We start from the raw sequence: 23,793 nt of genomic DNA on the forward strand, positions 1-23,793 counted from the left end.
CCGCTCGTGCGTTGAGGCCGTGGTCGGGGTCCGGTCCTCACCGGAACGCTTTATGGTACCGCCGTACCAACATCATGATACGGTCGTACCACGAAGAAGCGATCCTCCGGAGGTGCCCAGTGCCCGAGAACACGACCCGCGTGCGCCGCGACGTCGGCCGCTACGTCAGCGACACCCTGCGCGACCGCTACTTCGCCGCCTCCGACGTCCTCTACGCGATGGGGGCGCCCATCCGCTCCGAGACGGACGTCGAGACGAGCTTCGGCACCACGCACGTCTACCGCTACGGGCCGGCGGACCCCGCGGCCGAGTCCCGGACGCCGATCGTCCTGATCCACGGCGCCGGCTACAGCTCCGCCATGTGGTACCCCAACACCCCCGGGCTCAGCCTCGACCGCCCGGTCTACGCCCTCGACACCCCGGGTGACGCCAACCGCAGCGTCCACCGCGAGCCCATGTGGCAGCCCGAGCGGGCCGCCCAGTGGATGGACGAAGCCCTCGACGCGCTCGGCCTCGACAAGGTCCACCTCGTCGGCTCCTCCTACGGCGGCTGGCTCGTCCTCAACCAGGCCCACCGGCGGCCCGGACGGCTCGCCTCGGTCACCGCCCTCGACCCCGGGGGCCTGGAGAAGGTGGGCCTGCGCTTCTTCGCCTGGGTCTTCGTGAGCCTCTTCGCCACCTTTGCCCCCAAGGCCCTGCGCCCCCGGCTCGCCAAGTGGCTGGACCAGCCGGTGATCGCCGTTCCCGAGATGCGCAAGTGGATCCACCTCGGCGCCCGCGCATACCGAATCCGCCGCCCCGCACCACTGCCGCTCGCCGAGGACGCCTTGCGGTCCATCCGGACCCCGCTGTACCTGATCATGGGCAAGCACAGCCTCCTCGTACACCCGAAGCGGCAGCTGGAACGCGTACCCCGCCTGATCCCCGGGGCCCGCGCCGAGATCATCACCGCGACCGGCCACGGGCCCCAGATCGACCACCCCGACGTCGTCAACGCCCGGATGCTGGGCTTCATGGACGACGTCGACTCCCTCGGCCCGTGACGTCCCGGTCTCCTCGCCGGAGGAGGTGTACGCGCGCCGCCGCTGCCCGCGGCCGGTGCCATGGACGCACCGCGCCCGGACCCTGACGACCGCCCCGGGCCGCCCGTCACGCGTCCGGGCGACGGGCGGCCGGGGGCGGCGGATCGGACGCCCGGAGCGGTTTAGTCTCAGCGCGTCATGCCGTGAGACCCGTGTCCCGAGGAGCCGATGTGGCCGACGAAGCGTTCAGCATCGACAAGCGACCGCTGCGCGACCTGTTGCAGCAGGTCGAGGACGGCCGGGCACAGCTGCCCGAGTTCCAGCGCGGCTGGGTGTGGCCGCACCCCAACATCGCGAGTCTGCTGGCGTCCATATCCCTCGGCTACCCGCTCGGCACCCTCATGACCCTGCGCGCGGGCGGCGACGTCCGCTTCAAGTACCGCCCGATCGAAGGCGCCACCCCGCCGGCCGGGAAGGAGCCGGAGACCCTGGTCCTCGACGGCCAGCAGCGGCTCACGTCGCTCTTCCAGTCGCTCAAGCTCGACCGCGCGGTCGCCACCCAGGACACCCGCAAGCAGCCGGTGTCCGGCTGGTTCTACGTCGACATGCGCAAGGTCCTCGACGCGTACACCGACCGCGAGGACGCGATCCGCTTCCTGCCCGCCTCCCGCAAGGTGACCAACTTCCGCGGCGAGGTCCTCGAAGACCTCTCGACCCGTGCCAAGGAGTACGAGGCCCACCTCTTCCCCCTCAACGCGGTCCTCGACCCCGACGCCTGGGAGGACGGCTTCGAGGAGCACTGGGAGTACGACAAGACCAAGCGGCAGCTGTGGAAGGACTTCGACAAGGCGTTCATCAGGCCCTTCGTCCTCTACCACGTGCCCGTCATCGAGCTCGGCAAGGCGACCGAACGCCAGGCCGTCTGCCAGGTCTTCGAGAAGGTCAACACCGGCGGCGTCACCCTCACCGTGTTCGAGCTGCTGACCGCGACGTACGCGGCGGACGAGTTCGACCTGCGCCACCACTGGGAGCAGGTGTGCCGCACCTCCTGGCAGGCCCCCGAGTACCGCATCCTGCGCGAGGTCTCCAACACCGACTTCCTGCAGGCCGTCACCCTGCTGGCCACCTATCAGCGGCGCGTCGCCGAGGCCGCCCGCGGCACGGAGGAGGACCGTCTCCCCCGGGTCGGCTGCAAGCGCAAGGACATGCTCGCGCTCTCGTTGGAGGACTACGAGGAGTACGCGCCGGCGGTCGTCGAGGGCTTCAGGAAGGCGGCGAAGTTCCTGCACCAGCAGTACTTCTTCGACACCAGGTTCCTGCCGTACGGCACCCAGTTGATCCCGCTCGCCGCCATCCTGGCGGCGACCGGTGAGGCGGCCGAACCCGCCGGGGCCCGGCGCAAGCTGGCCCGCTGGTACTGGTGCGGTGTGTTCGGAGAGCTGTACGGGGGCGCCACCGAGACCCGCTTCAGCCAGGACCTCCAGGACGTCGTGGACTGGATCCGCGGCGCGGAGCAGGAGCCGCGGACCGTCACGGCCGCCCAGTTCGCGCCGGGCCGGCTGCTGACGCTGCGCACCCGCCAGAGCGCGGCGTACAAGGGCATCTACGCCCTGCTGCTCAAGGCCGGGGCCGCCGACTGGCGGACGGGCGAGCCGGTGAAGGTGACCGACTACTTCGACGAGGCCGTCGACATCCACCACATCTTCCCGAAGGCGTGGTGCGAGAAGGAGGGGCACCGGCCGGACGTCTACAACTCCGTCGTCAACAAGACCCCGTTGACCGCCCGGACCAACCGGATCATCGGGAGCCAGGCCCCCTCCTCGTACCTGGACCGGCTGGCCAAGAGCGCCGAGAGCACCCGTCCGGACGTGGAGGCGCACGTCGTGACGCACCTCGTACGGCCGGACCTGATGCGGGCCGATGACTTCGGCGCCTTCTTCGACGCGCGCAAGGCGGCGCTGCTGGCCAGGGTCGCGGAGGAGATGGGCAAGCCGATCCTGGCCGACGCCGGTGAGGCGGACTCCCCGTGACGGCCTTCCCGACAGGGCCGCCGGCACCCGTCGGCGGCCCCGGGCCCCGGGGCGGGGCCGCGATCAGGGAGAGGTGAGGACGACCAGGCGGTGGGTGGCGCGGGTCATGGCCACGTAGCGGTTCACGGCGCCTTCGACGCCCTCGCCGAAGGCGACCGGGTCGATGAGGACGACCAGGTCGAATTCGAGTCCCTTCGAGAGGTCCGGGGTGAGGGCGCGGACGCGGGGGGTCGCCGGGAGGGCGCCCTCGGCGAGTTCGCCGGCGGTGATGACGCAGGCGACCCCTTCGGCGTGTTCGGCGAGCCACGCGTCGAGGACCTCGCGCAGGGCGGTGACCGGGCCGTGGACGACCGGGACGCCGCTGCTGCGGATGGAGGACGGCACGTTGGCGTCCGGGAGCGCGGCGCGGATGACCGGCTCGGCTTCGGCCATGATCTCTTCCGGGGTGCGGTAGTTGACGCTCAGGGAGGTCAGCTCGATCCGGTCGAGGCCGACCCGCTCCAGGCGTTCCCGCCACGACTCCGTGAACCCGTGCCGGTCCTGGGCGCGGTCCCCGACGATCGTGAAGCTCCGGGACGGGCAGCGGAGCAGCAGCATCTGCCACTCGGCGTCGGTCAGCTCCTGGGCCTCGTCCACGACGATGTGCGCGAACGGACCGGCGAGGGGTTCGGGGCCGGCGGCGGGCAGGGCGCTGTCGTCGATGAGGCTGTCCTGGAGGTCCCGGCCGCGCAGCATCGTCACCGCGCCCTCGCCGTCCTCGTCGGCGGCGAGGACGTTGTCGATGACCCCGGCAAGGCGTTCGCGTTGGGCGGCGACGGAGGCGTCGTGCCGGCGCTTGCGCAGGGACGCCCCCGGGTCGCCGAGGCGTCGGCGCGCCGCGTCCAGCAGCGGCAGGTCGGACACCGTCCAGGCGCGGGCGTCGGCGCGGCGCAGCGAGCGGACGTCGTCCGGGCCGAGCCAGGGGGCGCACAGGCGCAGGTAGGCGGGGACCGACCAGAGGTCCCCGACGAGGTCGGCCGCGTCGAGCATCGGCCAGGCGCGGTCGAGGGTCCCGACCAGTTCCTCGTCCTGCAGGAGCGACCCGCGCAGCGCTTCGTGCGGGACCTCGCCGCCGAGCCTGTCGCCCAGGATCGTGACCAGTTCCTCCAGGATCAGCTCGCGGGCCTCGTTGTGCGGGGTGCCGCGTCCGGCGTCGAACGCGTCGGCCCAGTCGTCGGCGCTCAGCCGGAGGTCGGCCCAGTCGGTGGTGACCGTCATCCCCTCGGCGGGCGGCTCCTCGTAGAACGCGACGGCCGTCTCGATCGCCTTCACCATGTCCGCGGACGCCTTCAGGCGGGCCGTGTCCGGGTCCGTCTCGACCCCGGCGCCGGCCCCCTCCTCGACGAGGTCGCGCAGGGTGCAGGTCCGCACCCCCTCCTCGCCGAGGCTGGGCAGGACGTCTTCCACGTAGGCCAGGTAGGGACGGTGCGGGCCGACGAACAGCACGCCGCCGCGGCGGTGGCCGAGCCGCGGGTCGGAGTAGAGGAGGTGGGCCGTCCGGTGCAGCGCGACGACGGTCTTGCCCGTGCCCGGACCGCCGTCGACGACGAGGGCGCCGCGGGAGCCGGCCCGGATGATGGCGTCCTGGTCGGCCTGGATGGTGGTGAGGACGTCCCGCATCCGTGCGGACCGGTTGCCGCCGAGGCTGGCGATGAAGGCCGACTGGTCGTCGAGCGCGGCGCGCCCTTCGAGCCCGTCGGCGGTGAAGACCTCGTCCCAGTAGTCGCCGATCCGGCCGCGGGTCCAGCGGTACCTGCGCCGGCTGGCGAGGCCCATCGGGTTGGCGTGGGTCGCGGCGAAGAACGGCTCGGCCGCGGGCGAGCGCCAGTCGAGGAGCAGCCGGCGGCCGGTGCTGTCGGTGAGGCCGAGCCGCCCGATGTAGACGGGTTCGGAGCCGTCCGCGCCGACCACGTGTCCCAGGCACAGGTCCCGACCGAAGCGACGCAGGGTGCGCAGGCGGCCCGTGAGGCGGTGGATCTCCGTGTCCCGCTCCATCGCCTCCCGGCCGGCGCCTCCGGGCGCCTTGCGCAGGGTGGCGAGGCGGTCGGAGAGTTCGGCGATCGCCTCGTCGAGCGTCGCCGTGACGGCCGCGAAGTGCTGCTCGTCGCGGGCGGTCAACGCCGGGTCGGCCTTGGCGGCGAGGTGCTCGGGAAGGTCGAACGCACTGGTGGTCGCGCTGGTGGTCGCACTGAGGGTCAGGGGGTGCATGCTCTCCTGTTTCCGCTGTTCCGGCCGGTCGTGGCCTCGGTCCGCGATTCTGACCGACGACCGGGGCCTTGCCGCAAGCCCCCCGGTGCGCTATACGTTGAGAGTGGCGGGGAGTTGATGTCTTCTGCTCCCTACGCGTCGATGGCTCCCCGGTGTTCGGCCGGGTCGAGGGGATCGGCGGCTTTTCACGGATGTCGACCCATCGGTGCCGACCCACCGGTATCGCCTACGGGTATCTCCCACCGGTATCGACGGCGCCGGGATGATGGCGATGAAGAGGCGTTGGTAAAATGGGGTGGTTTTCCCCTTTTGGGATGTGAGGTCGGCATGAGGAACCTTCCCTCGCGGACCACCCGGACCCGCCGCGCCGCCCTGCTGGCGCCGTGCGCCGCCGGGCTGCTGGTCCTCGGGTGCGCCCTGCCGCCGGAGGCGGTCGCGGCCGCTGCCCCCGGGACGGCGGACGGCCCCGCCGCCACGGCCCGCACGGCCACGGCCCGCACCGCCGCCCCGCTGCCGCCGACACCGACGCCGGCACCGACGCCGATGCCGGCGCTCAGGACCATCGATCCGGCCGCGTTCCGCTCCGCCGTGGAGCGGGCGGCGAAGCAGCTCATGGTCCCCGGCGCGGTGGTCCTGCTCCGGACCCCGCAGGGCACCTTCCGGGCGCTCGTCGGCACGGCCGAACGGGGCACGGACCGGCCGCCCACYACGGGCGACCGCTTCCGGATCGCCTCCAACACCAAGACCATGACGGCGGCGCTGATCGCCCTCCTCGCCCAGGACGGGAAGCTCCGGCTGGACGACCCGGTGTCCGCCTGGGTCGACGGCGTCCCGAACGGCGACCACATCACCCTCGCCCACCTGCTGACGATGCGCAGCGGGCTCTACAACTACACCGCCGCTCCGGAGCTTTCGGCCTCCCTGGACGCCGAGCCGGCGAAGGCCCGGACCCCGCGACAGATGCTGGACATCGCCTTCCGCCACCCGCCGGACTTCGCGCCCGGCACCTCGTACGAGTACAGCAACACCAACTACGTGCTCCTGGGCCTGGTCGCCGAGAAGGCGGGCGGCCGGCCCCTGCAACGGCAGTTCCACGACCGGCTGTTCGCGCCTCTGGGGCTCCGGAGCACCTCACTGCCCGCCGCCGGCGACGTGTCCCTGCCCGCCCCCTCCGCGCACGGCTACATGTACGGCGGGACGGCGTACGCCCTGGTCGACCGGCCGTACCCCGCCGACCTGCGGGCGGCTGCCCGGTCCGGGAAGCTCCGGCCGACGGACTACACCCACCAGAACCCCTCGTACGCCACCGCCGCCGGGGGCGTCGTCTCCACCGCCGACGACCTGGCCACCTGGATCCGGGCCCTCGTGAGGAGAGGGGTCCTGGACGCCGCGTCGCAGCGGCAGTGGCGCGACAGCCTGCGGGCGGAGGACCCGGCCGCGCCCTGGGGGCAGAAGTACGGGTACGGCATCTCGTACCAGAGGTTCGGCCCGAAGGCCGCGATGTACTACCACGGCGGTGAACTCCCCGGCTTCAACTCCTTCATCGGCCACGACCCGGACAACGACGTCACCCTCGTGATCTGGACGAACCTGACCCTGTCGCCCGACGGCCGCACCACCGCCAACGCCCTGGTGCCCACCGTCCTCGACCAGGTCTACGCCGGCCTTTCCCTCTCCTCCGGCCCACCCGGACGGCCGGCTCCCGCCMCGTCCGTGCGCGGTGCGGGAGTGGCTCAGGAATCGGAGTAACTGAAGTCGCCGACGGTCCAGGCGCCGACGTCCTCGATCGCGACGCGGTACATGCCGCCCGTCTCGGGGATGCCCACGGTGCCCTGGAGGATGCGGGCGACGTGGAAGTGCAGATGGGTGGGTGGGCCGTCCGTGGCCGTGGGACCCGCGGGAGCCGTGAAGGCGGCGGAGAACTCGGTCAGGCGGGCCGAGTCCGTCAGGACCTCCGCCACGCGCTGCCTCCAGACGGCTTCGGGGGCCAGCCGGCCGGTGATGACGCCACCCCCGGTGACCACGGTCAGGGACATCTGATTGCTCTGCGCGGACTCCACCAAGGCGGCGATGTCCACGAGCAGCTGGTCGGGCTTCGACATGGAAGCCGATTCTATTCACCGACCCCGCGCCGTACGGTGCCGAATCCGGACGGAGCCACCACCCGGTGGGCGCAGCCCGGGGTGCGACCCCGGTCCGGAGGGCCGTCAATGGACGCGAGAGGCGTTGTGCCTCCCCCGTCCCCGGGAGGGCCATGAGTCTGCCGTCCGAGCCGCCCCCGCCTTCACCCCCGGCCCCGGCCCCGGCCCCGGCTCCCGCTCCTCCCCCGCCGTCGCGTGGACGGCGCATCGCCGCGAGCACCGCCTCCGCCGTGCTGATCACGCTCGCCTGCCTCCTCGTACCGGTGTCCCTCCTGACCGTCTGGGTGCACGACATCGTGCTGGACACCAACCGCTACGTGTCCACGGTCGCCCCGCTGGCCTCGAACCCGGCGGTCGAGGCCGCCGCCGTCCACCGCATCACGGAGGCGGCCGGCGTACGGATCAACGGCTCGCAGGTCACCGCGGACCTGGCGAAGTGGCTGGAGTCCCAGGGCCTGCCGCCGCGCGTCGGTACGGCGGTCAAGTCGCTGGGCCCCCAGCTGGACTCGGCCGCCGACCAGGCCGTCTCCAAGGTGGCGAGCCGCTTCGTGTCGAGCGAGGCGTTCGACAAGGTCTGGACCCAGGCCAACCGGGTCGCCCACCAGTCCGTCGTGCGCGCGCTGACGGGCAAGGGCCGCGGCGCGATCGGCGTCGACGGCGGCACCGTCACCCTCGACGTCGGCGAGGCCGTCGAGACGGTCAAGCAGGACCTCGTGAAGGCGGGGCTCTCCCCGGCCGAGAAGATCCCCGACGTCAAGAAGCAGATGGTCCTCTTCCACTCGGACAAGCTGCAGAAGATCCGGGGCGGTGTCCGGCTCCTCGACATCGCCGGCAACTGGCTTCCGGTGATCACCGTGGTCCTCGCGGCGGCCGGGGTGCTGCTCGCCCGGCGCCGCCGCCGGGCCCTGGTGGTCATGGCGCTGTGCGGGGCGGGCGCCTGCCTGCTCGTCGCCATCGGGCTGGTCATCGCCCGCCGCTACTACCTCGACCACCTCCCGGAGCAGGTCCAGTCCCGGGACGCCGCCGCGGCGATCTTCGACACGCTGGTGCGGTTCCTGCGGGTCAGCCTGCGGACCGCGCTCGTCCTCGGGATCGTCATCGCGCTCGGCGCCTACCTGTCCGGCGCCGGCCGGCTGCCGCGGGCCGTCCGCGGCGGCGCCGAGCGCGGGGCCGACTCCACCGTGCGCTGGGGCGCCGCCCACGGGGTGACGACGGGCGGCGCGGGCAGCTGGGTGGAGGCCCGGYGGCGCCCGCTCACCGTGGGCGTGCTGATCGTGCTGGCGCTGGTGTTCGCACTGTGGAACCACCCGACGGTGCTCACGGTCCTGCTGCTGGTGCTCATCCTGCTGGTCGCCCTCGCCGTCCTCGCGCTGCTCGCGGCGGGCGGCCGCGCCGGGAACGGAGCGGGGGCCGGGGCCGGAGGGCGGGAACCCGGTACCGGGCGCGGGGACCGGTAGCCCTGCGCCGTCACGCGCCGGCCGGCCCCGACGTCGTCGGCGGGGCCGGCCGCGGCGTCGTCGGCGGGGCCGACTGCGGCGGGGTGCGCAGCCAGCGGGTGAGCGGGGGCTCGTGCGCGGCCACGTAGCCGACGGCGATCGCGAGGGTGATCACGACGAACAGCGTGATCAGCCAGGACAGCACGACGAAGACCGAGCCCAGGGCGCCGAACTCCTGCATGCTGCGGTTCAGGGTGTGGGGCATGTAGACCCGCGACGCCAGGGTCAGCAGCTGTTCCCCCACCCCCGCCAGCAGGGCCCCCGGGAGGAGCGGCAGCCACGGGATCCGGGCTCCGAGCAGCAGGTGCTGGGTCCACCACCACAGCAGCGTGCCGGTCACCACCGCCAGGACGAAACCGGTGACCGCGCCGGTGCCGAAGGCGTTCTGCAGCGGTCCCTGGAACAGCAGCGCGGCGAGCCAGACGGTGAGCCAGGCGATCCAGCGCCAGGCCGCCACGGCGGCCTTGGCCTTGGGCAGGTGCCAGCAGCGCTCGCAGGTCCTCTGGAGGGCGCGGCTGCAGGCGGTGGCCGATACCAGCGTCACGATGATGCCCACCGCGCCGGTGGTCGTGGCGGTCGTGGAGTCCTTGGCGGAGTACACCGAGAGGACCTGGTCCAGGGCGGCGTCCTGGAGGCCCATGGCCGCGCGGAGGGAGTGCGTCAGCTGGTCCTGCATCCAGTCGGGGCCGAGGGTGCCGATGACGAAGAGGGCGGGCAGCCCGCCGAGGAAGGCCTGTGCGGCCAGCCGGGTGGCGCAGTCCAGCACCCTGACGGCGGCGAGCTGCTCGATCAGCCTGGTCAGCACCGGGGTGTGCTTGCGCATCCAGCCGGGGATGGCGAACAGCCGGGGCCCGGCTTCCGGTTCGGGCACGGAGGACTCCTCATGGGGCACGGGACCACCACCATGCCCGAGAACGGCGGAGAAATCGGAGATGTCACGCTTTTCGCCGCCACGCCGTCGACCGCCGCACCGCCTGCCGCTCCGGCGGCACACGACACCGCCCGGCGGGTCCCCCTTCCGGGGAGCCCACCGGGCGGCCGGGTGTCACCCGGTCAGCACTTGTGACCGCTCGACGCGGCCGACGTCGCCTGGTCGAGGTTCTGGATCTGCGGCTGGAGCTGGGTGAGCGCGTCCTTGCCGGTGGTGTCGCCCGGCAGGTCCTCGTAGCCCTTCTTGAGGCTCTCGGCGGCGGACTTCACCGCGTCCTGCTCCGACTGCTTCATCTTCTTCATGTTGCTCTTGACGTTCTCCCAGTCCTTCTGGACCGCGTCGACGGCGCTCTGGACCTGGTCCTTGGTCGCCACAGCGGGGTTCAGGGCCTTCAGCTTGGCGTTGTCGGCCTTGAGGGCGTTCAGGTCGGTGCAGAGGTCCGCGGCCGCCTGGCTGGCCTCCTCGGCCGGCGAGCTGCTGTTGTCGGAACAGGCCGCGAGACCGAACGCCGCGGTGACGCAGAGCGCGCCGATCACGGGGAAACGCTTCATGGGTGAGGCCTTCCTCAAAGGGGGCAGATCCATGCAGTCACGACCTATGACCACAAATGCAAAAATAGACACACCCGCCACCTTCTGCATCCGGACCCTCACCCCCCACGTCCACCCCCGGACCCCTTGCGCCGCCCGCCCGCCGTGCCGGTTACGGTCCTTCAGGCAGTGGAGGAACGCGGCACGGGGATGGGGCAGATGAACGAGAAGGACCTTCTGGCCGAGCGGTTCGACGCGCACCGGACGCACCTGAGGGCGGTGGCCTACCGGATGCTGGGCTCCCTGGGCGACGCCGAGGACGCCGTGCAGGAGACCTGGCTCAGGCTGAACCGCTCCGACACCGGTGCCGTGGCCAACCTGGGCGGCTGGCTCACCACGGTGACCGGGCGGGTCTGCCTGGACATGCTGCGGGCCCGCGCCACCCGCCGCGAGCAGCCGCTGGAGGACGGGAACGGACCCGTCCGGCTGCCCGACCCGGTGGTCAGCGGCCCCGACCGGGTCGATCCCGAGCAGGAGGTGCTCCTCGCGGACTCGGTCGGCCTCGCCCTGATGGTCGTACTGGAGACCCTCGCGCCCGCCGAACGGCTGGCCTTCGTCCTCCACGACCTGTTCGGGGTGCCCTTCGAGGAGATCGCGCCCGTCCTCGGCCGGACCGCGGCCGGCACGCGCCAGCTCGCCAGCCGGGCCCGGCGCCGTGTCCAGGGCGCGGCCCCGGCCCCCGACACGGACCTCGCCCGCCGCCGGGAGGTCGTCGACGCCTTCCTGGCCGCCGCGCGCGGCGGGGACCTCGACGCCCTGGTGGCCCTGCTCGACCCGGACGTCGTGGCCCGGTCCGACGGCGGCGCGCTGCGGCCCGGAGTGCTGCGCCGGGGTGCGGTGGACGTGGCCTCGCAGGCCATCGTGTTCGCCCGGTTCGCCGAAGCCGCGCACCCCGCACTGGTCAACGGAACGCCGGGCGTGGTGGCGGTGGCCTCGGACGGCACCCCGCTCTCGGTCATGTCGTTCACCATCCGGGGCGGCGTGATCACCGCGCTGGACATCCTCACCGACCCCGAGCGCCTCGCGCGGATCGACCTGGGGCCGGTCCTGGGCGGCTGAGCCGACCGCCCGGCGCGGGGTGGGGCCGGGCCTGGCGGGGCGGGCGGGGCGGGGCCGGGCCGGGCGGGTCAGTTCCCCTTGATCAGCGAGGGGTTGAGGCGGGCGAAGCCCTCCTGGCGCTCGTAGGGGTAGTACGGGTACGGGGCCGGACGGTGGCTCGCGGCGTCGAGCCGCGCCACCTGGTCCGGCGTCAGCTCCCACCCGACGGCGCCGATGTTCTGGCGGAGCTGCTCCTCGTTGCGGGCGCCCACGATGACGGAGGAGACGGTGGGCCGGCGCAGCAGCCAGTTGATGGCCACCTGCGGGATCGTCCGGCCGGTCTCCTGCGCGATGCCGTCGAGGGCGTCGACCACGTCGTAGAGGTGCTCGTCCTCCACCGGCGGGCCGTAGTCGGCGGTCCGGTGCAGGCGGCTGCCTTCCGGCAGGGGGAGGCCGCGGCGCAGCCTGCCGGTGAGCCGGCCCCAGCCGAGGGGGCTCCACACCATCGCGCCGACGCCCTGGTCGTGGCCGAGGGGCATCAGCTCCCACTCGTAGTCACGGCCGACGAGGGAGTAGTAGACCTGGTGGGCGGCGTAGCGGGGGAATCCGTGCCGTTCGGCGGCCGCGAGGGACTTCATCAGCTGCCAGCCCGCGAAGTTGGAGACGCCGACGTGGCCGATCTTCCCGGCCCGCACGAGGGCGTCGAGGGCGCGGAGCACCTCCTCGACGGGGGTGGCGGCGTCGAAGGCGTGCAGCTGGAAGAGGTCGATGTGGTCGGTGTCGAGGCGGCGCAGGGCGTCCTCGGTCGCGCGGATGAGGCGGGCGCCGGAGGTGCCGGCGTCGCCGGGGCCGTCGCCCATGGGCAGTCCGGCCTTGGTGGACAGCAGCACCCGGTCCCGGCGGCCCTTGACCGCCCGGCCGAGCACCTCCTCGGAGGCGCCGGCGGAGTAGACGTCGGCCGTGTCGAACAGGGTGATGCCCGCCTCCAGGCAGATGTCCACGAGGCGGCGGGCCTCCCGCGCGTCCGTGGTGCCCCACGCGCCGAAGAGCGGCCCCCGGCCTCCGAAGGTCCCCGCTCCGAAGCTCAGGGCGGGGACCTTGAGACCGGACGTGCCCAGCTGCCTGTATTCCATGACGCATCCCCCGACTCGAAAGCGGTAATGGCACCGCAGACCCTTTAAGGTGGTCCCAACGTAACAGGAGAGCGCCACTAATGGAACGGGAGCCCCGTTATGGAGTTTTCTGACGAAGCCGCCCCCACGACGGGGGACCCGGCGGAGCCGGGGACCGTACGTCCCGGCGGGCGTACGGCGCGGGTGCGCGCGGCGGTGCTCCGGGCGGCCGGCGACACCCTCGCCGAACAGGGCTTCCACCGGCTGGACCTGGCCGAGATCGCCCGTCGCGCCGACGTGGGCAAGACCACCGTGTACCGGCGCTGGGGCACGGTGGCCGGGCTGGTCGCGGACCTGCTGACGGACATGGCCGAGCAGTCGACGCCGCGCACCGAGACGGGATCGCTGACCGAGGACCTGCTCGCCAACGCGGAGCTCGTCCGGCGCACCCTGACCGACCCGCGCCAGGGGGCCCTGTTCAAGGCCGTGATCGCCGCCGCCACCGGCGACGCGCGCACGGCCGAGGCCCTGCACCGCTTCTACGAGGTCCGGGTCGCGCAATGGGCGCCCTGCGTGCGGCAGGCCGTCGAGCGGGGGGAGGTCCCGGAGGGGACCGACGCCGCCGAGGTGGTCCGCGCCGTCTCCGCACCGCTGTACTACCGCTTCCTCACCACCGGGGAGCCCCTGGACGGGGCCGCGGCCGGACGCGCGGCGCGGGCCGCCGTCGCCGCGGCCCGCGCGGGGGCCTTCGTACGGGAACCGGAGCACGGCTGACCCGTGCCCGGGGCCCCGCCCGGGCCGGCGGGGGCGGGCCCGGGGCCCCGGCGCCTCAGGTGCGGTCGATGAACACGCTGGTGGACTTCACCCGGGCGGTGGCCCGCATGCCGACCTCCAGGCCCAGCTCCTCGACCGCCTCCCGGGTCAGCAGGGACACCACCCGGTGCGGGCCCGCCTGGACCTCCACCTGCGCCCCGACCGAGCCCAGCTTGATGGCGGTCACGATGCCGGGGAAGGCGTTGCGCGCCGAGGTGTACGGGGTGTCCTCGCCCTCCCCGGCCTCCTGGGCGACCTCGACGCAGAACGCCGCCAGGTCGGGCCCGTCGACGATCCTGCGGCTCCCCTCGCGCCGGGTGGGGAACCGGTCGGCGTCCGCCCAGCGGCGGGCGGTGTCACTGCTGACGCCGAGCAGCCGCGCTGCCTGGCCGATCGTGTACGACTCCATGCACGCAGCCTAGGTCCTGCCGCCGAGGTGGCGCCGGTCAGGCCGTGAACAGGGCGTGGGCGACGGCGGCGCGGGCCGCGCCCGGGGAGACGTGTGGGTATCACCCGGTTCGGGCGGGTATACCCCTCAGGACGGGGGCGGCCGCGCACGACCACGGTCTCCGGCCCGGGAAGCCTCCGTCGGAGGAGCGCAGAGCGATGAATCCCACGGACCTCACCGACCTCGGCCTGACCGAGTACACGGATCACAGCGACGTCGCGACCAGCGAGGCCAAGGCGCTCTCGGTGGCCCTGTTCCACAGGCTGGCCGAGCTCGAAGAGGGCACGGCGGAGTATTCGTACGTCCGCAACACCCTCGTCGAGCTGAACCTGAGCCTGGTGAAGTTCGCCGCCCGCCGGTTCCGCGGGCGCAGCGAGCCGATGGACGACATCGTCCAGGTCGGCACGATCGGGCTGATCAAGGCCATCAACCGGTTCGACCCGGAGCGTGGGGTGGAGTTCACCACCTTCGCGATGCCCACGATCAGCGGGGAGATCAAGCGGTTCTTCCGGGACACCAGCTGGGCGGTGAAGGTCCCCCGCAGGCTCCAGGAGCTGCGGATCGACACGGCGAAGGCCCACGACGCCCTCGAACAGGGCCTCGGCCGCGAGCCCACCGACGCCGAGCTCGCACGGAAGCTGAACGTCACGCCGGAGGAGTTCGGCGAGGGCCGCAAGGCCGCCTGCGCCTACTCCGCGCGCTCGCTGGACGCCCCGGCCCAGGACGACCCGGAGCGCGACCCGCAGACCGATCGGTCCTCGCTGGGCGCGGAGGAGTCCGCGTACGACCTGATCGAGTGCCTGGAGTCCCTCAAGCCGATGCTGGCCGGGCTGCCGGAGCGGGAGCGGACGCTGCTGGCGCTGCGGTTCGGGCAGGAGCTGACCCAGTCCGAGATCGGGGAGCGGCTGGGACTGTCCCAGATGCACGTGTCCCGGCTGCTGCACCGCACCCTGACGCGGCTGCGCGGCGGTCTCCTCGCCGACGGGGCACCCGAGGCCGCATCCGGGGCGCCCGGGGCACCCCGGGCCGGGTCCGAGGCTCCCGGCTCCGCCTGACCCGGGCCGCCCGGCGCCTACGCGTCCGGCCCCGACGGGGGTGGGGCCGGGGGCGCGGCCGGGGCCCCGGGGCCCGGAACCTCCAGCCACACCGTCTTGCCCGGCGGCGCCGGTTCGCAGCCCCACCCCCGGGCGAGCCGTTGCAGCAGGATCAGGCCGTGGCCGCCCGGCCGGGCCCGGTCCGGCGGCCGCGGGGCCGGCGGTTCGGGGCTGTCGTCGGTGACCTCCACGCGCAGCAGGCCGGGGGCGTGCCGCAGGACCAGCTCGCGGGGGCCGCCCGCGTGCAGGCAGGCGTTGGTCACCACCTCGGAGACCAGCAGGAGCACGTCCTCCTCGGCCTCGGTGCCGGCGGGCCAGTGCCAGTCGGCGAGGGCACGCCGGGTGAAGTCCCGGCAGCGGGTCACGACACCCGTCGTGCCACCGCCCAGGACCAGCTTCCGCGTCTGCTCGGCCACAGGCTCTCCCGTCTCCGCCGCCCGTCCCCCGGCGCCGCACCTACCCCCGAGGGCGACGGACAAATCCCACCACGCGGTGGCCGGATCCTCCATGCACGACGGGGCCCCGTTCGGTGGCCCCCGCGACAGCGGGGGCCACCCCCCGTCCGTCAAGTCACCCCTCGGCCACGCCCCCGCGGAGGCACCCCCGAGTCCACATCCTGGACAACTACCCTCGATATATGAACGCAGAAGCCGCCGACGCCCTCGCCGCCGTGAAAGACGCCGACCGGAAGCACGTTTTCCATTCCTGGTCGGCGCAGGAGCTCATCGACCCGCTGGCCGTCGCCGGCGCCGAGGGCTCGTACTTCTGGGATTACGAGGGCAACCGTTTCCTCGATTTTTCGAGTGCGCTCGTCTACACGAACATCGGGTACCAGCACCCCAAGGTCGCGGCCGCGATCGCCGAGCAGTCCGCCCGGCTGTGCACGGTCGCGCCCGGTTTCGCCGTCGACGTCCGCTCCGAGGCCGCCCGGCTGATCGCCGAGCGCACCCCCGGGGACCTGGACAAGATCTTCTTCACGAACGCGGGCGCCGAGGCGGTCGAGAACGCCGTCCGGATGGCCCGGCTGCACACCGGCCGGCCCAAGGTGATGTCCGCGTACCGCTCGTACCACGGCGCGACCTCCACCGCGATCAACCTCACCGGTGACGCCCGCCGCTTCGGCAACGACACCGCCACCGCCGGCGTCGTGCACTTCTGGGGCCCGTTCCTCTACCGCTCGCCCTTCCACGCCACCACCGAGGCCGAGGAGTGCGAGCGCGCCCTGCGCCACCTGGAGGACACGATCGTCTTCGAGGGCCCGCAGTCCATCGCCGCGATCATCCTGGAGACCGTCGGCGGCGCCCCGGGCGTGCTCGTGCCCCCGGCCGGCTACCTGGCGGGCGTGCGCGCGCTCTGCGACCGCTACGGCATCGTCTTCATCCTCGACGAGGTCATGGTCGGCTTCGGGCGCACCGGCACCTGGTTCGCCGCCGACCACTGGGACGTCACCCCCGACCTGATCTGCTTCGCCAAGGGCATCACCAGCGGATACGTACCGCTCGGCGGGGTCGCCATCTCCGCCGCGATCGCCGAGACCTTCGCCCGACGCCCCTACCCGGGCGGGCTGACGTACTCCGGGCACGTGCTGGCCTGCGCAGCCGCCGTCGCGACGATCAACACGATGGAGGAGGAGGACATCGTCGGGCAGTCCGCCCGCACCGGCGCCGAACTGCTGGGACCGGGCCTGCGCGAGATCGCCGCGCGCCACCCCTCGGTCGGCGAGGTCCGCGGCCTGGGCACCTTCTGGGCGCTGGAACTCGTACGGGACGCGGACACCCGCGAGCCGCTCGTCCCGTACAACGCCTCCGGCGCCGACAACGCGCCCATGGCGGCCTTCGGGGCGGCCCTGAAGAAGGGCGGGCTGTGGCCGCTCCTCGCCGGGAACCGGATGCACGTCGCCCCGCCCTGCAACGTCTCCGCCGAGGACGTGGCCAAGGGTCTGGCCGTCCTCGACGAGGCCCTCTCGGTCGCCGACGCGCACATGGCCTGACCTGCGGGTCTGTACGGTCGCCCAATCCGTGGGTGCGGGTGTTCGGAGGATCCGTGCGGTGGTGGACGCCCCGTACACATGCTGCAATCCGTGCAGTACTACTCAGCACCTACGGACCGGGATGCACGTCAGTCCCGGGGCGGCCCCGAGGGGCCGAACGGCGGGGAGCGGCACGTCTTCACCCGGGACGCGCGCTGGACGCCGGGCGTACGGGATCCAGACCGATCGGACTCCGTGTTCCCGAGTACCCGAAGGAAGACAGCATGAGCAAGCACGTCCTGGCCCAGAACCAGTACGGCAAGGCCGAGAACCGCATCGTGAAGGTGACCCGCAAGGGCAAAGACGGCTCCTGGCACGAGATCCGCGACCTCAACGTCTCGGTCGCGCTCCGCGGTGAGTTCCGCGACGTCCACCTGACCGGCGACAACGCCAACTGCCTGCCGACGGACACCACCAAGAACACGGTGTACGCCTTCGGCAAGGAGCACGGCATCGCCTCGCCCGAGGCCTTCGGCATCCTCCTCGCCAAGCACTTCGTCTCCTCCCAGCAGCCGATCCGCGAGGCGCAGATCCGGATCGAGGAGTACGCCTGGGAGCGGATCCCGGTCCCGACGCGCAAGGAGCAGCACTCCTTCGTCCGCAAGGGCCAGGAGGTGCGCACCGCGCAGATCACCTACAGCGAGACCACCGGTCTCCAGGTCATCTCCGGCCTGAAGGACCTGACGGTGATGAACTCGACCAACTCCGAGTTCCACGGGTACATCAAGGACAAGTACACGACCCTCAAGGAAGCGTACGACCGCATCCTCGCGACCAAGGTCACCTCACGCTGGGCGCACTCGGCGCTGGCCGCCGACGACGCGGACTTCGACTGGGACCAGTCGTACAAGAAGGTCCGCAAGCACATGCTCGAAGCCTTCGCGGAGACCTACTCCTACTCGCTCCAGCAGACCCTGAACCAGATGGCCGAGCGCGTCCTCGACCACTGCCCCAAGGTCAACGAGGTGCGCCTCAACCTCCCCAACAAGCACCACTTCCTCGTCGACCTGGAGCCCTTCGGGCTGAAGAACGACAACGAGGTGTACTTCGCGGCGGACCGGATGTACGGCCTGATCGAGGGCACCATCCACCGCGACGGCGTGCAGCCGGTGATCGCCACCTCCGACTGGATCGTCGCGTAACACCGCTGCCCCGCAGCACCGTTCGGCCCGGACCGCGTCGCGGGGTCCGGGCCGTCGTGCTGTTCACTCCCCGGCCGGGCGGCCCACCAGGAGGTTCCAGCGGCCGGCCCGGCCGCTGAGGGTGGTCACGGTCTCCGGCCGCACGTCGAGCCGCCAGAAGGCCGGCGCCGGCAGCTCCAGGGCCCACACCACCGCGGCCCGTACGACGGCCTGCGCGACCACCGCGTGGTGCGGACCGGGCGGCAGCGCGGCCAGGTGCGCCCCGGTCCGGGCGATCAGCGCGGCCACGGACTCCCCGCCGCCCGGGGGCGCGTACTGCGGATCGGTGAGCCAGCCGCGGATCCCCCGCGGGTCCTCGGCCGCGACCTCCTCCAGGGTCCGGCCCGCCCAGTCCCCGGTCGCCGGGCCGGCCAGACCCGCGTGGCCGGGGCACGGGTCCCCGTACCCGAACCGGCCCTGACGGGCGGCGGCGTCGAGCGGGGGCGTGGTCAGGTGCAGCCGTACGGGTGGACGCGGCGGGGCCTGGGGTGTCGTCTCGGGCATGGGAGGGAGCGTAGAGCGCGCGCCCAGGGCGTGAGACGGCGGACATGCGCCGTGGTGTTCAGGCTGCGGGCGCGGTACGGTCTCGGACGACATGACGAAGGTATGACGGAAGTACCGGTGAGAATCCGGCACGGTCGCGCCACTGTGAATCCTCCCGCAGCAGTGTGGGCAGGGAAGTCAGACCCGCCACCTTCGTCGAGAGCACCACTGACCGGGACGCGTGTTCCCCCTGGAGGTCCTGCCATGGCCCACTCCGCCGTGCCCACGTCGGCGCCCGTAGCCGTCACCCCCCTGTCCCTGAAGGAACTGGCCCCCTGGGCGCTGTTCGTCGGCGTCCTCATGCTGGTCCTGCTGTACCTCGTCGGCGCCGAACAGGGTGCCACCGCGGTCTTCCAGGGCGACACCATCCACGAGTGGATGCACGACGGCCGTCACCTGCTCGGTTTCCCCTGCCACTGACCGGCTGATCCCCGGTCCACGCGCCGCCGGGAACTCCCCCCGCGCGCGGCGCCGGTACGGCTCTGCGCAGGGCCCGTCCCCTGCGTGACTCCGCGGGGCACGCACCCGCGGAGCGCCGTATGGCCCGCGTGCGGCTTCCGCCTGCCCTGTGGACCCCGGAGACCCCCGCTCCCCCTCTCCGCCCCAGCAAGGGAAACCGACGCATGAACCCCATCTCCCCACGTGTCCTGCTGATCCGGGGCATGCTGGCCGGCCTGCTCGCCGGTGTGGCCGCCTTCCTCGTCGCGTACGTCCTCGGCGAGTCCAAGGTGGACGCGGCCATCGCCATCGAGGAAGCCGCCTCCGCCGGGCACGACCACGCCGAGGACGCCCCGGTCAGCCGGGCCCTGCAGGCCACGGCCGGCCTCGGCACCGGCACCCTCCTGTACGGCGTCGCGCTCGGCGGCATCGCCGCGCTCGTCTTCTGCTACGCCCTGGGCCGGCTCGGCCGCTTCGGCCCGCGGGCCACCGCCGCGCTGGTCTCCGGGGGCCTGTTCCTCACCGTGAACCTGGTCCCGTTCCTCAAGTACCCGGCCAACCCGCCGGCCGTGGGCGACCCCGACACCGTCGTCCGGCGGACCACGCTGTTCGTCCTGATGATCGCCCTGAGCCTGCTGCTCGCGGCGGGTGCCCTGATCCTGGGGCGGCGCCTGGCCCCCTCCCTGGGCAACTGGAACGCCTCGACCGTCGCCTCGCTGTCCTTCGTCGTGGCGGTGGGCATCGCCTACGCCCTGCTCCCCGGCATCAACGAGGTGCCGGCCGACTTCCCGGCCGTGCTGATCTGGCAGTTCCGCCTCGCCTCGCTGGGCATCCAGGCGGCGCTGTGGACGACTTTCGGCCTGGCCTTCGGATTTCTAGCCGAACGCGCTATTGCCCCGGCCGCCGCACCCCAGGAGGCTGTACAGCCGATGAGTTGAGCACGACACGCCTGTTGCGGGTGTGGAAGGTGGGAGCCGGGACATGCCGACCGCGATCTGGCATTGGCGGGGCTGGACCGGCGCCGCACCCTTCTGGCTGAACTCCTTACTCCTGCTCGTGGCCCCGTTCACGGCCGCGACCCTGCTCGCGCAGATCGGGGTCATCACCGCCCTGGCCGCCCTGGGCGGACTGGCCCGCCAGCTCTGGTTCGGGGACTACGGCCACCCCGCGATCCACCTCGCCGCCGCCCTCATGGGGGCGGCGGCGGTCGCGTTCGTGGTGATCTGAGCGTCTTGCCCGCCCCGGCCAGGGGCCCCGCGAACCCCCTGGCGACAATGGGAGTTCGAACGGAGCGGGGAGCTGGTGTGGCGTCAGGGCGGGACGTACCCGAGGAATATCTGACCGGGTACGCGGGGATCCTCGCGGACGTCCGGACCACCGGACGCCGCCCCGGCCCCGAGGCACTCGCCACCCGGCGGGCCCTGGGCGCGCGGGCCGCCGCCGCCGGGTACGGGCTGCGGAACCTCGTCGGCGCCCATCTCGCCGCCACCCGCGCCGCACTCGAAGGGCACGGCGCCCCGGACCTCGTGCTGGCGGCGGCGGAGCAGGCCGTGGACGCCTTCGCCGAGGGCTACGAGCGGGCCCGGCACCTGGTGGTGCGCCGCGAGGAGGCCGCCCGCCGGGAGTACGTCGACGACCTGCTGCTCGGCCGGGGAGACCCCTGCCGCCTCGCCGAACGGGCGTCGCGCTTCGGACCGGCCCCGGCGCCCGCGTACACGGTGGCCGTCGCGCGCGGCCCGCAGCCCTGCGAGGACGCGGGCCCGGCCGCCCGCCGCGTGGAGGCGGCCCTGACCGCGCGGTTCGGGGACGGCGCCGCCCTCCTCGCCACCAAGGACGGCCTGCTGGTCTGCGTGGCCCCGGGCGACCGGGACGAGGTGGCGGTCCACTTCGCGCGGCAGGCCTGCGCGGCGCTCCCGGGCGCGGGGCTCGTCGCGGTCGGGCGCCCGCGTCCGGGCACGGGCGGGATCGCGGCCTCGTACGAGGAGGCCCGCGACGCCCTCGACCTCGCGGACCGGCTCGGCTTCGAGGGACCCGTACTGCGCGCCGCCGACCTGCTGGTGTTCCCGCTGCTGACCCGGGACCGGGCCGCCCTGGCCGACCTGGTGCTGAGCGTGCTCGGGCCGCTGCGGGCCGGCCGGGGCGGGGCCGGGCCGCTGCTGGAGACCCTGACGGCGTACTTCGACTCCGGGTGCGTGGCAGCGGAGTCGGCCCGGCGGCTGCGCCTGAGCGTGCGGGCACTGACCTACCGGCTGGAGCGGATCCACCGGATGACCGGCCACGACCCCGGGGATCCCGTGCAGCGGTACACCCTGCAGACGGCGGCGATCGGGGCCCGGCTGCTGGACTGGCCCGCGCACCCTCTGCCGTCGGCCGCGGTTGCGGACCCGGACGCCGCGTCAGGGGCGTGAACGTGCCGCCCGGCAGGGCGCGCGGGGCGGGGGCCGTCGCACCGCCGGATCCGCCCTCACCCGTTCGGGCGCACGGCGTCGACCCACCGGGAGCGCGCCCGGCGCACCGCCCCCGAGCTGCGAAGACACCGGCGCACGGCCACGACACACCGATGACGAACCGTCATTTCCCGGCGTGCCCGTACGGTGCCGGGCGCCCGGGAGCGGTCCACTGCTCACAGGAACCGGCCGCCCGAGCCGGCCCGGGAGGAACGCCATGGCCCGCGCCCAGTGGATCGTCGCCGCACTGACGGTCACTCTGATCTGCACCGGAGTGGGCCTGTTGCGCGGCAGTCAGGGCGCGGAGCCCGCCACCACCGGCACCGCCGACGCGCTGCCCTCCCGGGCGCTGGGCCTGTCCGGACACCGACGACTCGTCCGCGGGCTCGAACACTCCGGGGCGCACGGTCCGGGCACCGGGCCCCGGGGCGTGTCCGCCGCACCGCTGCGCGCCTCGCGCCCGCTGCGGCTGCGCATCCCCAGCCTGGGGGTGGACCTCCCGCTGGCGCGGGGTCCGCAGAACGCCGAGGGCGTGGCCGGCTGGGACCCCGAAGGCCCGGTGCCCGGCAGCGCGGGCACCGCCGTGGTCAGCGGGGACGGGCTGCCGCTCGCCGGACTGCGGCGGGGGCGCACCATCGAGATCCCGCGCGCGGACCACCGTACGGCCGTGTTCACCGTCGAGCGGATCTCGCCCGGCGCGGTCAGCGGCTCCGCCGACCGGCCCGGGCGGGCCCGGCTGCGGCTGATCAGCGGGGAGACCACCGTCCTGGCGCGGCTGACCGGGCCGCTGCGCACCCGCTGAGCGCGGGGTCCCGGTGGGGCGGTGGCGGCTGTCAGCCGAGGGGGGTGTCTTCGTCCCCCGGTCGGGGGCTTCTCGGGCCCGGCGGGGGAGCCCCCCGGTGCGCCGGGGCATGGAGGGCGTCATGAGCGGTGCGCGGTACGCGCGGACGGTGCTGGCGCGGGCCCTGACGGTGGCCTGCGTCGCGCTGCTGTGCCTGTTCGGCGCCGGTCCGGCGGCGAGTACGGCCTCCGCCCTGGCCGCGGATTCCCGTTCGGCCTCCTCCGCCCCCGCCGAGCCCACCGAAGGACAGTCGGACGGAGCAGCGGACTGCGACGCCCGCGCGGCCGTACGGACGGCGGTGCGCACGGCGCCCACCGTCCGGCGGCTGCCGGGAATGTTTCACGTGAAACACGTGTGCGATGCGGCTCGGCGGCCGCACGCGGCCCGGGACGGGGAGGCCGCCGCACCGGCAGGATCCCTGCGGGCGGTACGGAGTGTGGTCCTGCGCTGCTGAGCGGGCCGAGCAGCAGCGTGTCCCCCCACACTCCCGAACCACCGTGAGGTTCCGCCATGCCCATCGACCCGTACGCCGCCCTGAACGCCATGCTCCGCGCCGAGGCCGCCCGCCACTCCCCGCCGGTCCGCCCGGCCCCGGAACGGCCCGCGCCCGCGCCGCGGCCGGCCGGCTCCGAGGCGGTGCTCGCGACCGCGACCGCGACCACGACCGCGGGCCGGGAGAAGGAGCAGGAAGCGGGAGCACGGCCGGACCCGGCCTCTCCCGCCGCCTAGCCACCCGCCGGGCGCTCCGCGCCGGTGGCCGCCTCGTGCCGGCGCCGCCGCGGGCCCCCCGCCCCAGGCGGCGCCCGGCCCCCCGTCAGTCCTCCCGCGTGTAGTAGCGGTAGAAGGCGGCGAGTCCGACGCCCGCGCCGACGGCGAGACCGACGGTGGTGGAGCGGAGCACGGAGGAGCCGGTGAGGCTGTGCAGGTAGCCCATGGCCACGCCCGCGAAGACGCCGTAGGCGGTGGCGTGCAGCTCCCGCATCAGGCGCGGACCGAACTCGTGGAGGGCGAACATGATGGCGGCGAACACCACGCCGCACAGGATCCCGTAGAAGACGTTGCCCACGGTCACCGGGCCCGTGGCGCGCTCGATCTGGGCCGCCCAGACCCCGTACACGAGGCCGAGCAGCAGCGCACGGATCAGGGCGTTCCTGCTGCTGTGGTCCACGTTCACCGATGTCGTGGGGCGATGCCTCCGGGACACGGTGGGTGCCGCATGTGCCATGGCGGGGCTCCTCTCTTCCATCATCCAGGGCACACCCGGCGTCCCGGGGCGGCAAGTGGATCACTCGTCCGGGTGGCCCGGTCCCGCCCCGCCGGACGCCCGTCGCACCGCCCGGACGCCCGCACCG

25 protein-coding genes are annotated in these 23,793 nt (G+C 73.5%); 16 read left to right on the top strand and 9 right to left on the bottom strand.

The features are described 5' to 3' along the window. Nucleotides 1–119 precede the first annotated feature (119 nt). Entirely contained in the window at nt 120–1,043 is a 924-nt protein-coding gene (locus tag AB4039_RS15465; RefSeq protein ID WP_266840124.1) for an alpha/beta fold hydrolase, read from the top strand. 209 nt (nt 1,044–1,252) lie between these two features. Beyond that, nucleotides 1,253–3,052, top strand: a complete 1,800-nt coding sequence (locus AB4039_RS15470) for a GmrSD restriction endonuclease domain-containing protein (protein WP_266840125.1) — start codon at nt 1,253–1,255, stop codon at nt 3,050–3,052. Between the two features lie 63 nt (nt 3,053–3,115). On the opposite strand, the gene helR is transcribed toward AB4039_RS15470, so the two are convergent. Then, entirely contained in the window at nt 3,116–5,299 is a 2,184-nt protein-coding gene (gene helR, locus AB4039_RS15475) for an RNA polymerase recycling motor ATPase HelR (RefSeq protein ID WP_442270968.1), read from the bottom strand. Nucleotides 5,300–5,626: 327 nt separating this feature from the next. Between helR and AB4039_RS15480 the strand changes: the two genes are divergently transcribed. After that, nucleotides 5,627–7,048 (top strand): serine hydrolase domain-containing protein, encoded by a 1,422-nt coding sequence (locus AB4039_RS15480; protein WP_442270969.1) that lies wholly within the window; start codon nt 5,627–5,629, stop codon nt 7,046–7,048. Here AB4039_RS15480 and AB4039_RS15485 read toward each other — a convergent pair. After that, nucleotides 7,033–7,401 (bottom strand): hypothetical protein, encoded by a 369-nt coding sequence (locus AB4039_RS15485; RefSeq protein ID WP_442270970.1) that lies wholly within the window; start codon nt 7,399–7,401, stop codon nt 7,033–7,035. The genes AB4039_RS15480 and AB4039_RS15485 overlap by 16 nt on opposite strands. 269 nt (nt 7,402–7,670) lie before the next feature. Here AB4039_RS15485 and AB4039_RS15490 point away from each other — a divergent pair, with 269 nt between their 5' ends. Continuing rightward, nucleotides 7,671–8,897: a hypothetical protein gene (locus AB4039_RS15490; RefSeq protein WP_442270971.1), complete on the top strand. Its 1,227-nt coding sequence runs from the start codon at nt 7,671–7,673 to the stop codon at nt 8,895–8,897. Nucleotides 8,898–8,907: 10 nt separating this feature from the next. Here AB4039_RS15490 and AB4039_RS15495 read toward each other — a convergent pair whose 3' ends face one another. Both AB4039_RS15495 and AB4039_RS15500 read right to left on the bottom strand, forming a co-directional pair. After that, nucleotides 8,908–9,807: a YhjD/YihY/BrkB family envelope integrity protein gene (locus tag AB4039_RS15495; protein WP_442270972.1), complete on the bottom strand. Its 900-nt coding sequence runs from the start codon at nt 9,805–9,807 to the stop codon at nt 8,908–8,910. Nucleotides 9,808–9,989: 182 nt separating this feature from the next. Next, complete coding sequence (locus tag AB4039_RS15500) at nt 9,990–10,418, bottom strand: hypothetical protein (RefSeq protein WP_266840133.1); 429 nt, start codon at nt 10,416–10,418, stop codon at nt 9,990–9,992. 198 nt (nt 10,419–10,616) lie between these two features. Between AB4039_RS15500 and AB4039_RS15505 the strand changes: the two genes are divergently transcribed. Further along, on the top strand, nt 10,617–11,516 hold the full coding sequence (locus AB4039_RS15505) for a sigma-70 family RNA polymerase sigma factor (RefSeq protein ID WP_266840135.1): 900 nt from the start codon (nt 10,617–10,619) through the stop codon (nt 11,514–11,516). Nucleotides 11,517–11,584: 68 nt separating this feature from the next. Here the strand turns inward: AB4039_RS15505 and AB4039_RS15510 are convergent, their stop codons facing one another. After that, entirely contained in the window at nt 11,585–12,628 is a 1,044-nt protein-coding gene (locus tag AB4039_RS15510; RefSeq protein ID WP_266840137.1) for an aldo/keto reductase, read from the bottom strand. Between the two features lie 99 nt (nt 12,629–12,727). On the opposite strand from AB4039_RS15510, the gene AB4039_RS15515 reads away from it, so the two are divergent. Continuing rightward, nucleotides 12,728–13,381, top strand: a complete 654-nt coding sequence (locus AB4039_RS15515; protein WP_266840139.1) for a TetR/AcrR family transcriptional regulator — start codon at nt 12,728–12,730, stop codon at nt 13,379–13,381. A gap of 55 nt (nt 13,382–13,436) precedes the next feature. On the opposite strand, the gene AB4039_RS15520 is transcribed toward AB4039_RS15515, so the two are convergent. Next, on the bottom strand, nt 13,437–13,829 hold the full coding sequence (locus AB4039_RS15520) for a TOBE domain-containing protein (protein ID WP_266840141.1): 393 nt from the start codon (nt 13,827–13,829) through the stop codon (nt 13,437–13,439). 197 nt (nt 13,830–14,026) lie between these two features. Here AB4039_RS15520 and AB4039_RS15525 point away from each other — a divergent pair, with 197 nt between their 5' ends. Then, nucleotides 14,027–14,923 (top strand): SigB/SigF/SigG family RNA polymerase sigma factor, encoded by an 897-nt coding sequence (locus AB4039_RS15525; RefSeq protein ID WP_266840142.1) that lies wholly within the window; start codon nt 14,027–14,029, stop codon nt 14,921–14,923. 17 nt (nt 14,924–14,940) lie between these two features. On the opposite strand, the gene AB4039_RS15530 is transcribed toward AB4039_RS15525, so the two are convergent. Further along, nucleotides 14,941–15,378, bottom strand: a complete 438-nt coding sequence (locus AB4039_RS15530) for an ATP-binding protein (protein WP_266840143.1) — start codon at nt 15,376–15,378, stop codon at nt 14,941–14,943. A gap of 221 nt (nt 15,379–15,599) precedes the next feature. Here AB4039_RS15530 and AB4039_RS15535 point away from each other — a divergent pair, with 221 nt between their 5' ends. Beyond that, nucleotides 15,600–16,952, top strand: a complete 1,353-nt coding sequence (locus AB4039_RS15535; RefSeq protein WP_442270973.1) for an aspartate aminotransferase family protein — start codon at nt 15,600–15,602, stop codon at nt 16,950–16,952. 263 nt (nt 16,953–17,215) lie between these two features. Next, the gene (pucL, locus tag AB4039_RS15540; protein WP_442270974.1) at nt 17,216–18,133 is read left to right on the top strand and encodes a factor-independent urate hydroxylase; all 918 of its coding nucleotides are present in this window, start codon (nt 17,216–17,218) and stop codon (nt 18,131–18,133) included. A gap of 63 nt (nt 18,134–18,196) precedes the next feature. Here pucL and AB4039_RS15545 read toward each other — a convergent pair whose 3' ends face one another. After that, complete coding sequence (locus AB4039_RS15545; protein WP_266840146.1) at nt 18,197–18,676, bottom strand: histidine phosphatase family protein; 480 nt, start codon at nt 18,674–18,676, stop codon at nt 18,197–18,199. Nucleotides 18,677–18,919: 243 nt separating this feature from the next. Here AB4039_RS15545 and AB4039_RS15550 point away from each other — a divergent pair, with 243 nt between their 5' ends. The 7 genes from AB4039_RS15550 (at nt 18,920) to AB4039_RS15580 (ending at nt 23,170) form a co-directional block, all read left to right on the top strand. Beyond that, complete coding sequence (locus AB4039_RS15550) at nt 18,920–19,135, top strand: CbtB domain-containing protein (protein WP_266840147.1); 216 nt, start codon at nt 18,920–18,922, stop codon at nt 19,133–19,135. Nucleotides 19,136–19,338: 203 nt separating this feature from the next. Then, entirely contained in the window at nt 19,339–20,091 is a 753-nt protein-coding gene (locus tag AB4039_RS15555) for a CbtA family protein (RefSeq protein ID WP_442270975.1), read from the top strand. 43 nt (nt 20,092–20,134) lie between these two features. Further along, nucleotides 20,135–20,380: a hypothetical protein gene (locus AB4039_RS15560; RefSeq protein ID WP_266840149.1), complete on the top strand. Its 246-nt coding sequence runs from the start codon at nt 20,135–20,137 to the stop codon at nt 20,378–20,380. A 77-nt stretch (nt 20,381–20,457) separates the two neighbouring features. Continuing rightward, a complete protein-coding gene (locus tag AB4039_RS15565; RefSeq protein ID WP_442270976.1) occupies nt 20,458–21,561 on the top strand; it encodes a PucR family transcriptional regulator in 1,104 nt (367 codons plus the stop codon). 256 nt (nt 21,562–21,817) lie between these two features. Next, entirely contained in the window at nt 21,818–22,402 is a 585-nt protein-coding gene (locus tag AB4039_RS15570) for a hypothetical protein (RefSeq protein ID WP_442270977.1), read from the top strand. A gap of 121 nt (nt 22,403–22,523) precedes the next feature. Continuing rightward, nucleotides 22,524–22,895, top strand: a complete 372-nt coding sequence (locus tag AB4039_RS15575; RefSeq protein ID WP_266840152.1) for a hypothetical protein — start codon at nt 22,524–22,526, stop codon at nt 22,893–22,895. A 56-nt stretch (nt 22,896–22,951) separates the two neighbouring features. Next, complete coding sequence (locus AB4039_RS15580; protein ID WP_266840154.1) at nt 22,952–23,170, top strand: hypothetical protein; 219 nt, start codon at nt 22,952–22,954, stop codon at nt 23,168–23,170. 85 nt (nt 23,171–23,255) lie between these two features. Here AB4039_RS15580 and AB4039_RS15585 read toward each other — a convergent pair whose 3' ends face one another. Beyond that, complete coding sequence (locus tag AB4039_RS15585; RefSeq protein WP_266840155.1) at nt 23,256–23,609, bottom strand: hypothetical protein; 354 nt, start codon at nt 23,607–23,609, stop codon at nt 23,256–23,258. Nucleotides 23,610–23,793 lie beyond the last annotated feature (184 nt).

The organism is Streptomyces sp. M-16 (genome assembly GCF_052114405.1).
GTDB lineage: Bacteria > Actinomycetota > Actinomycetes > Streptomycetales > Streptomycetaceae > Streptomyces.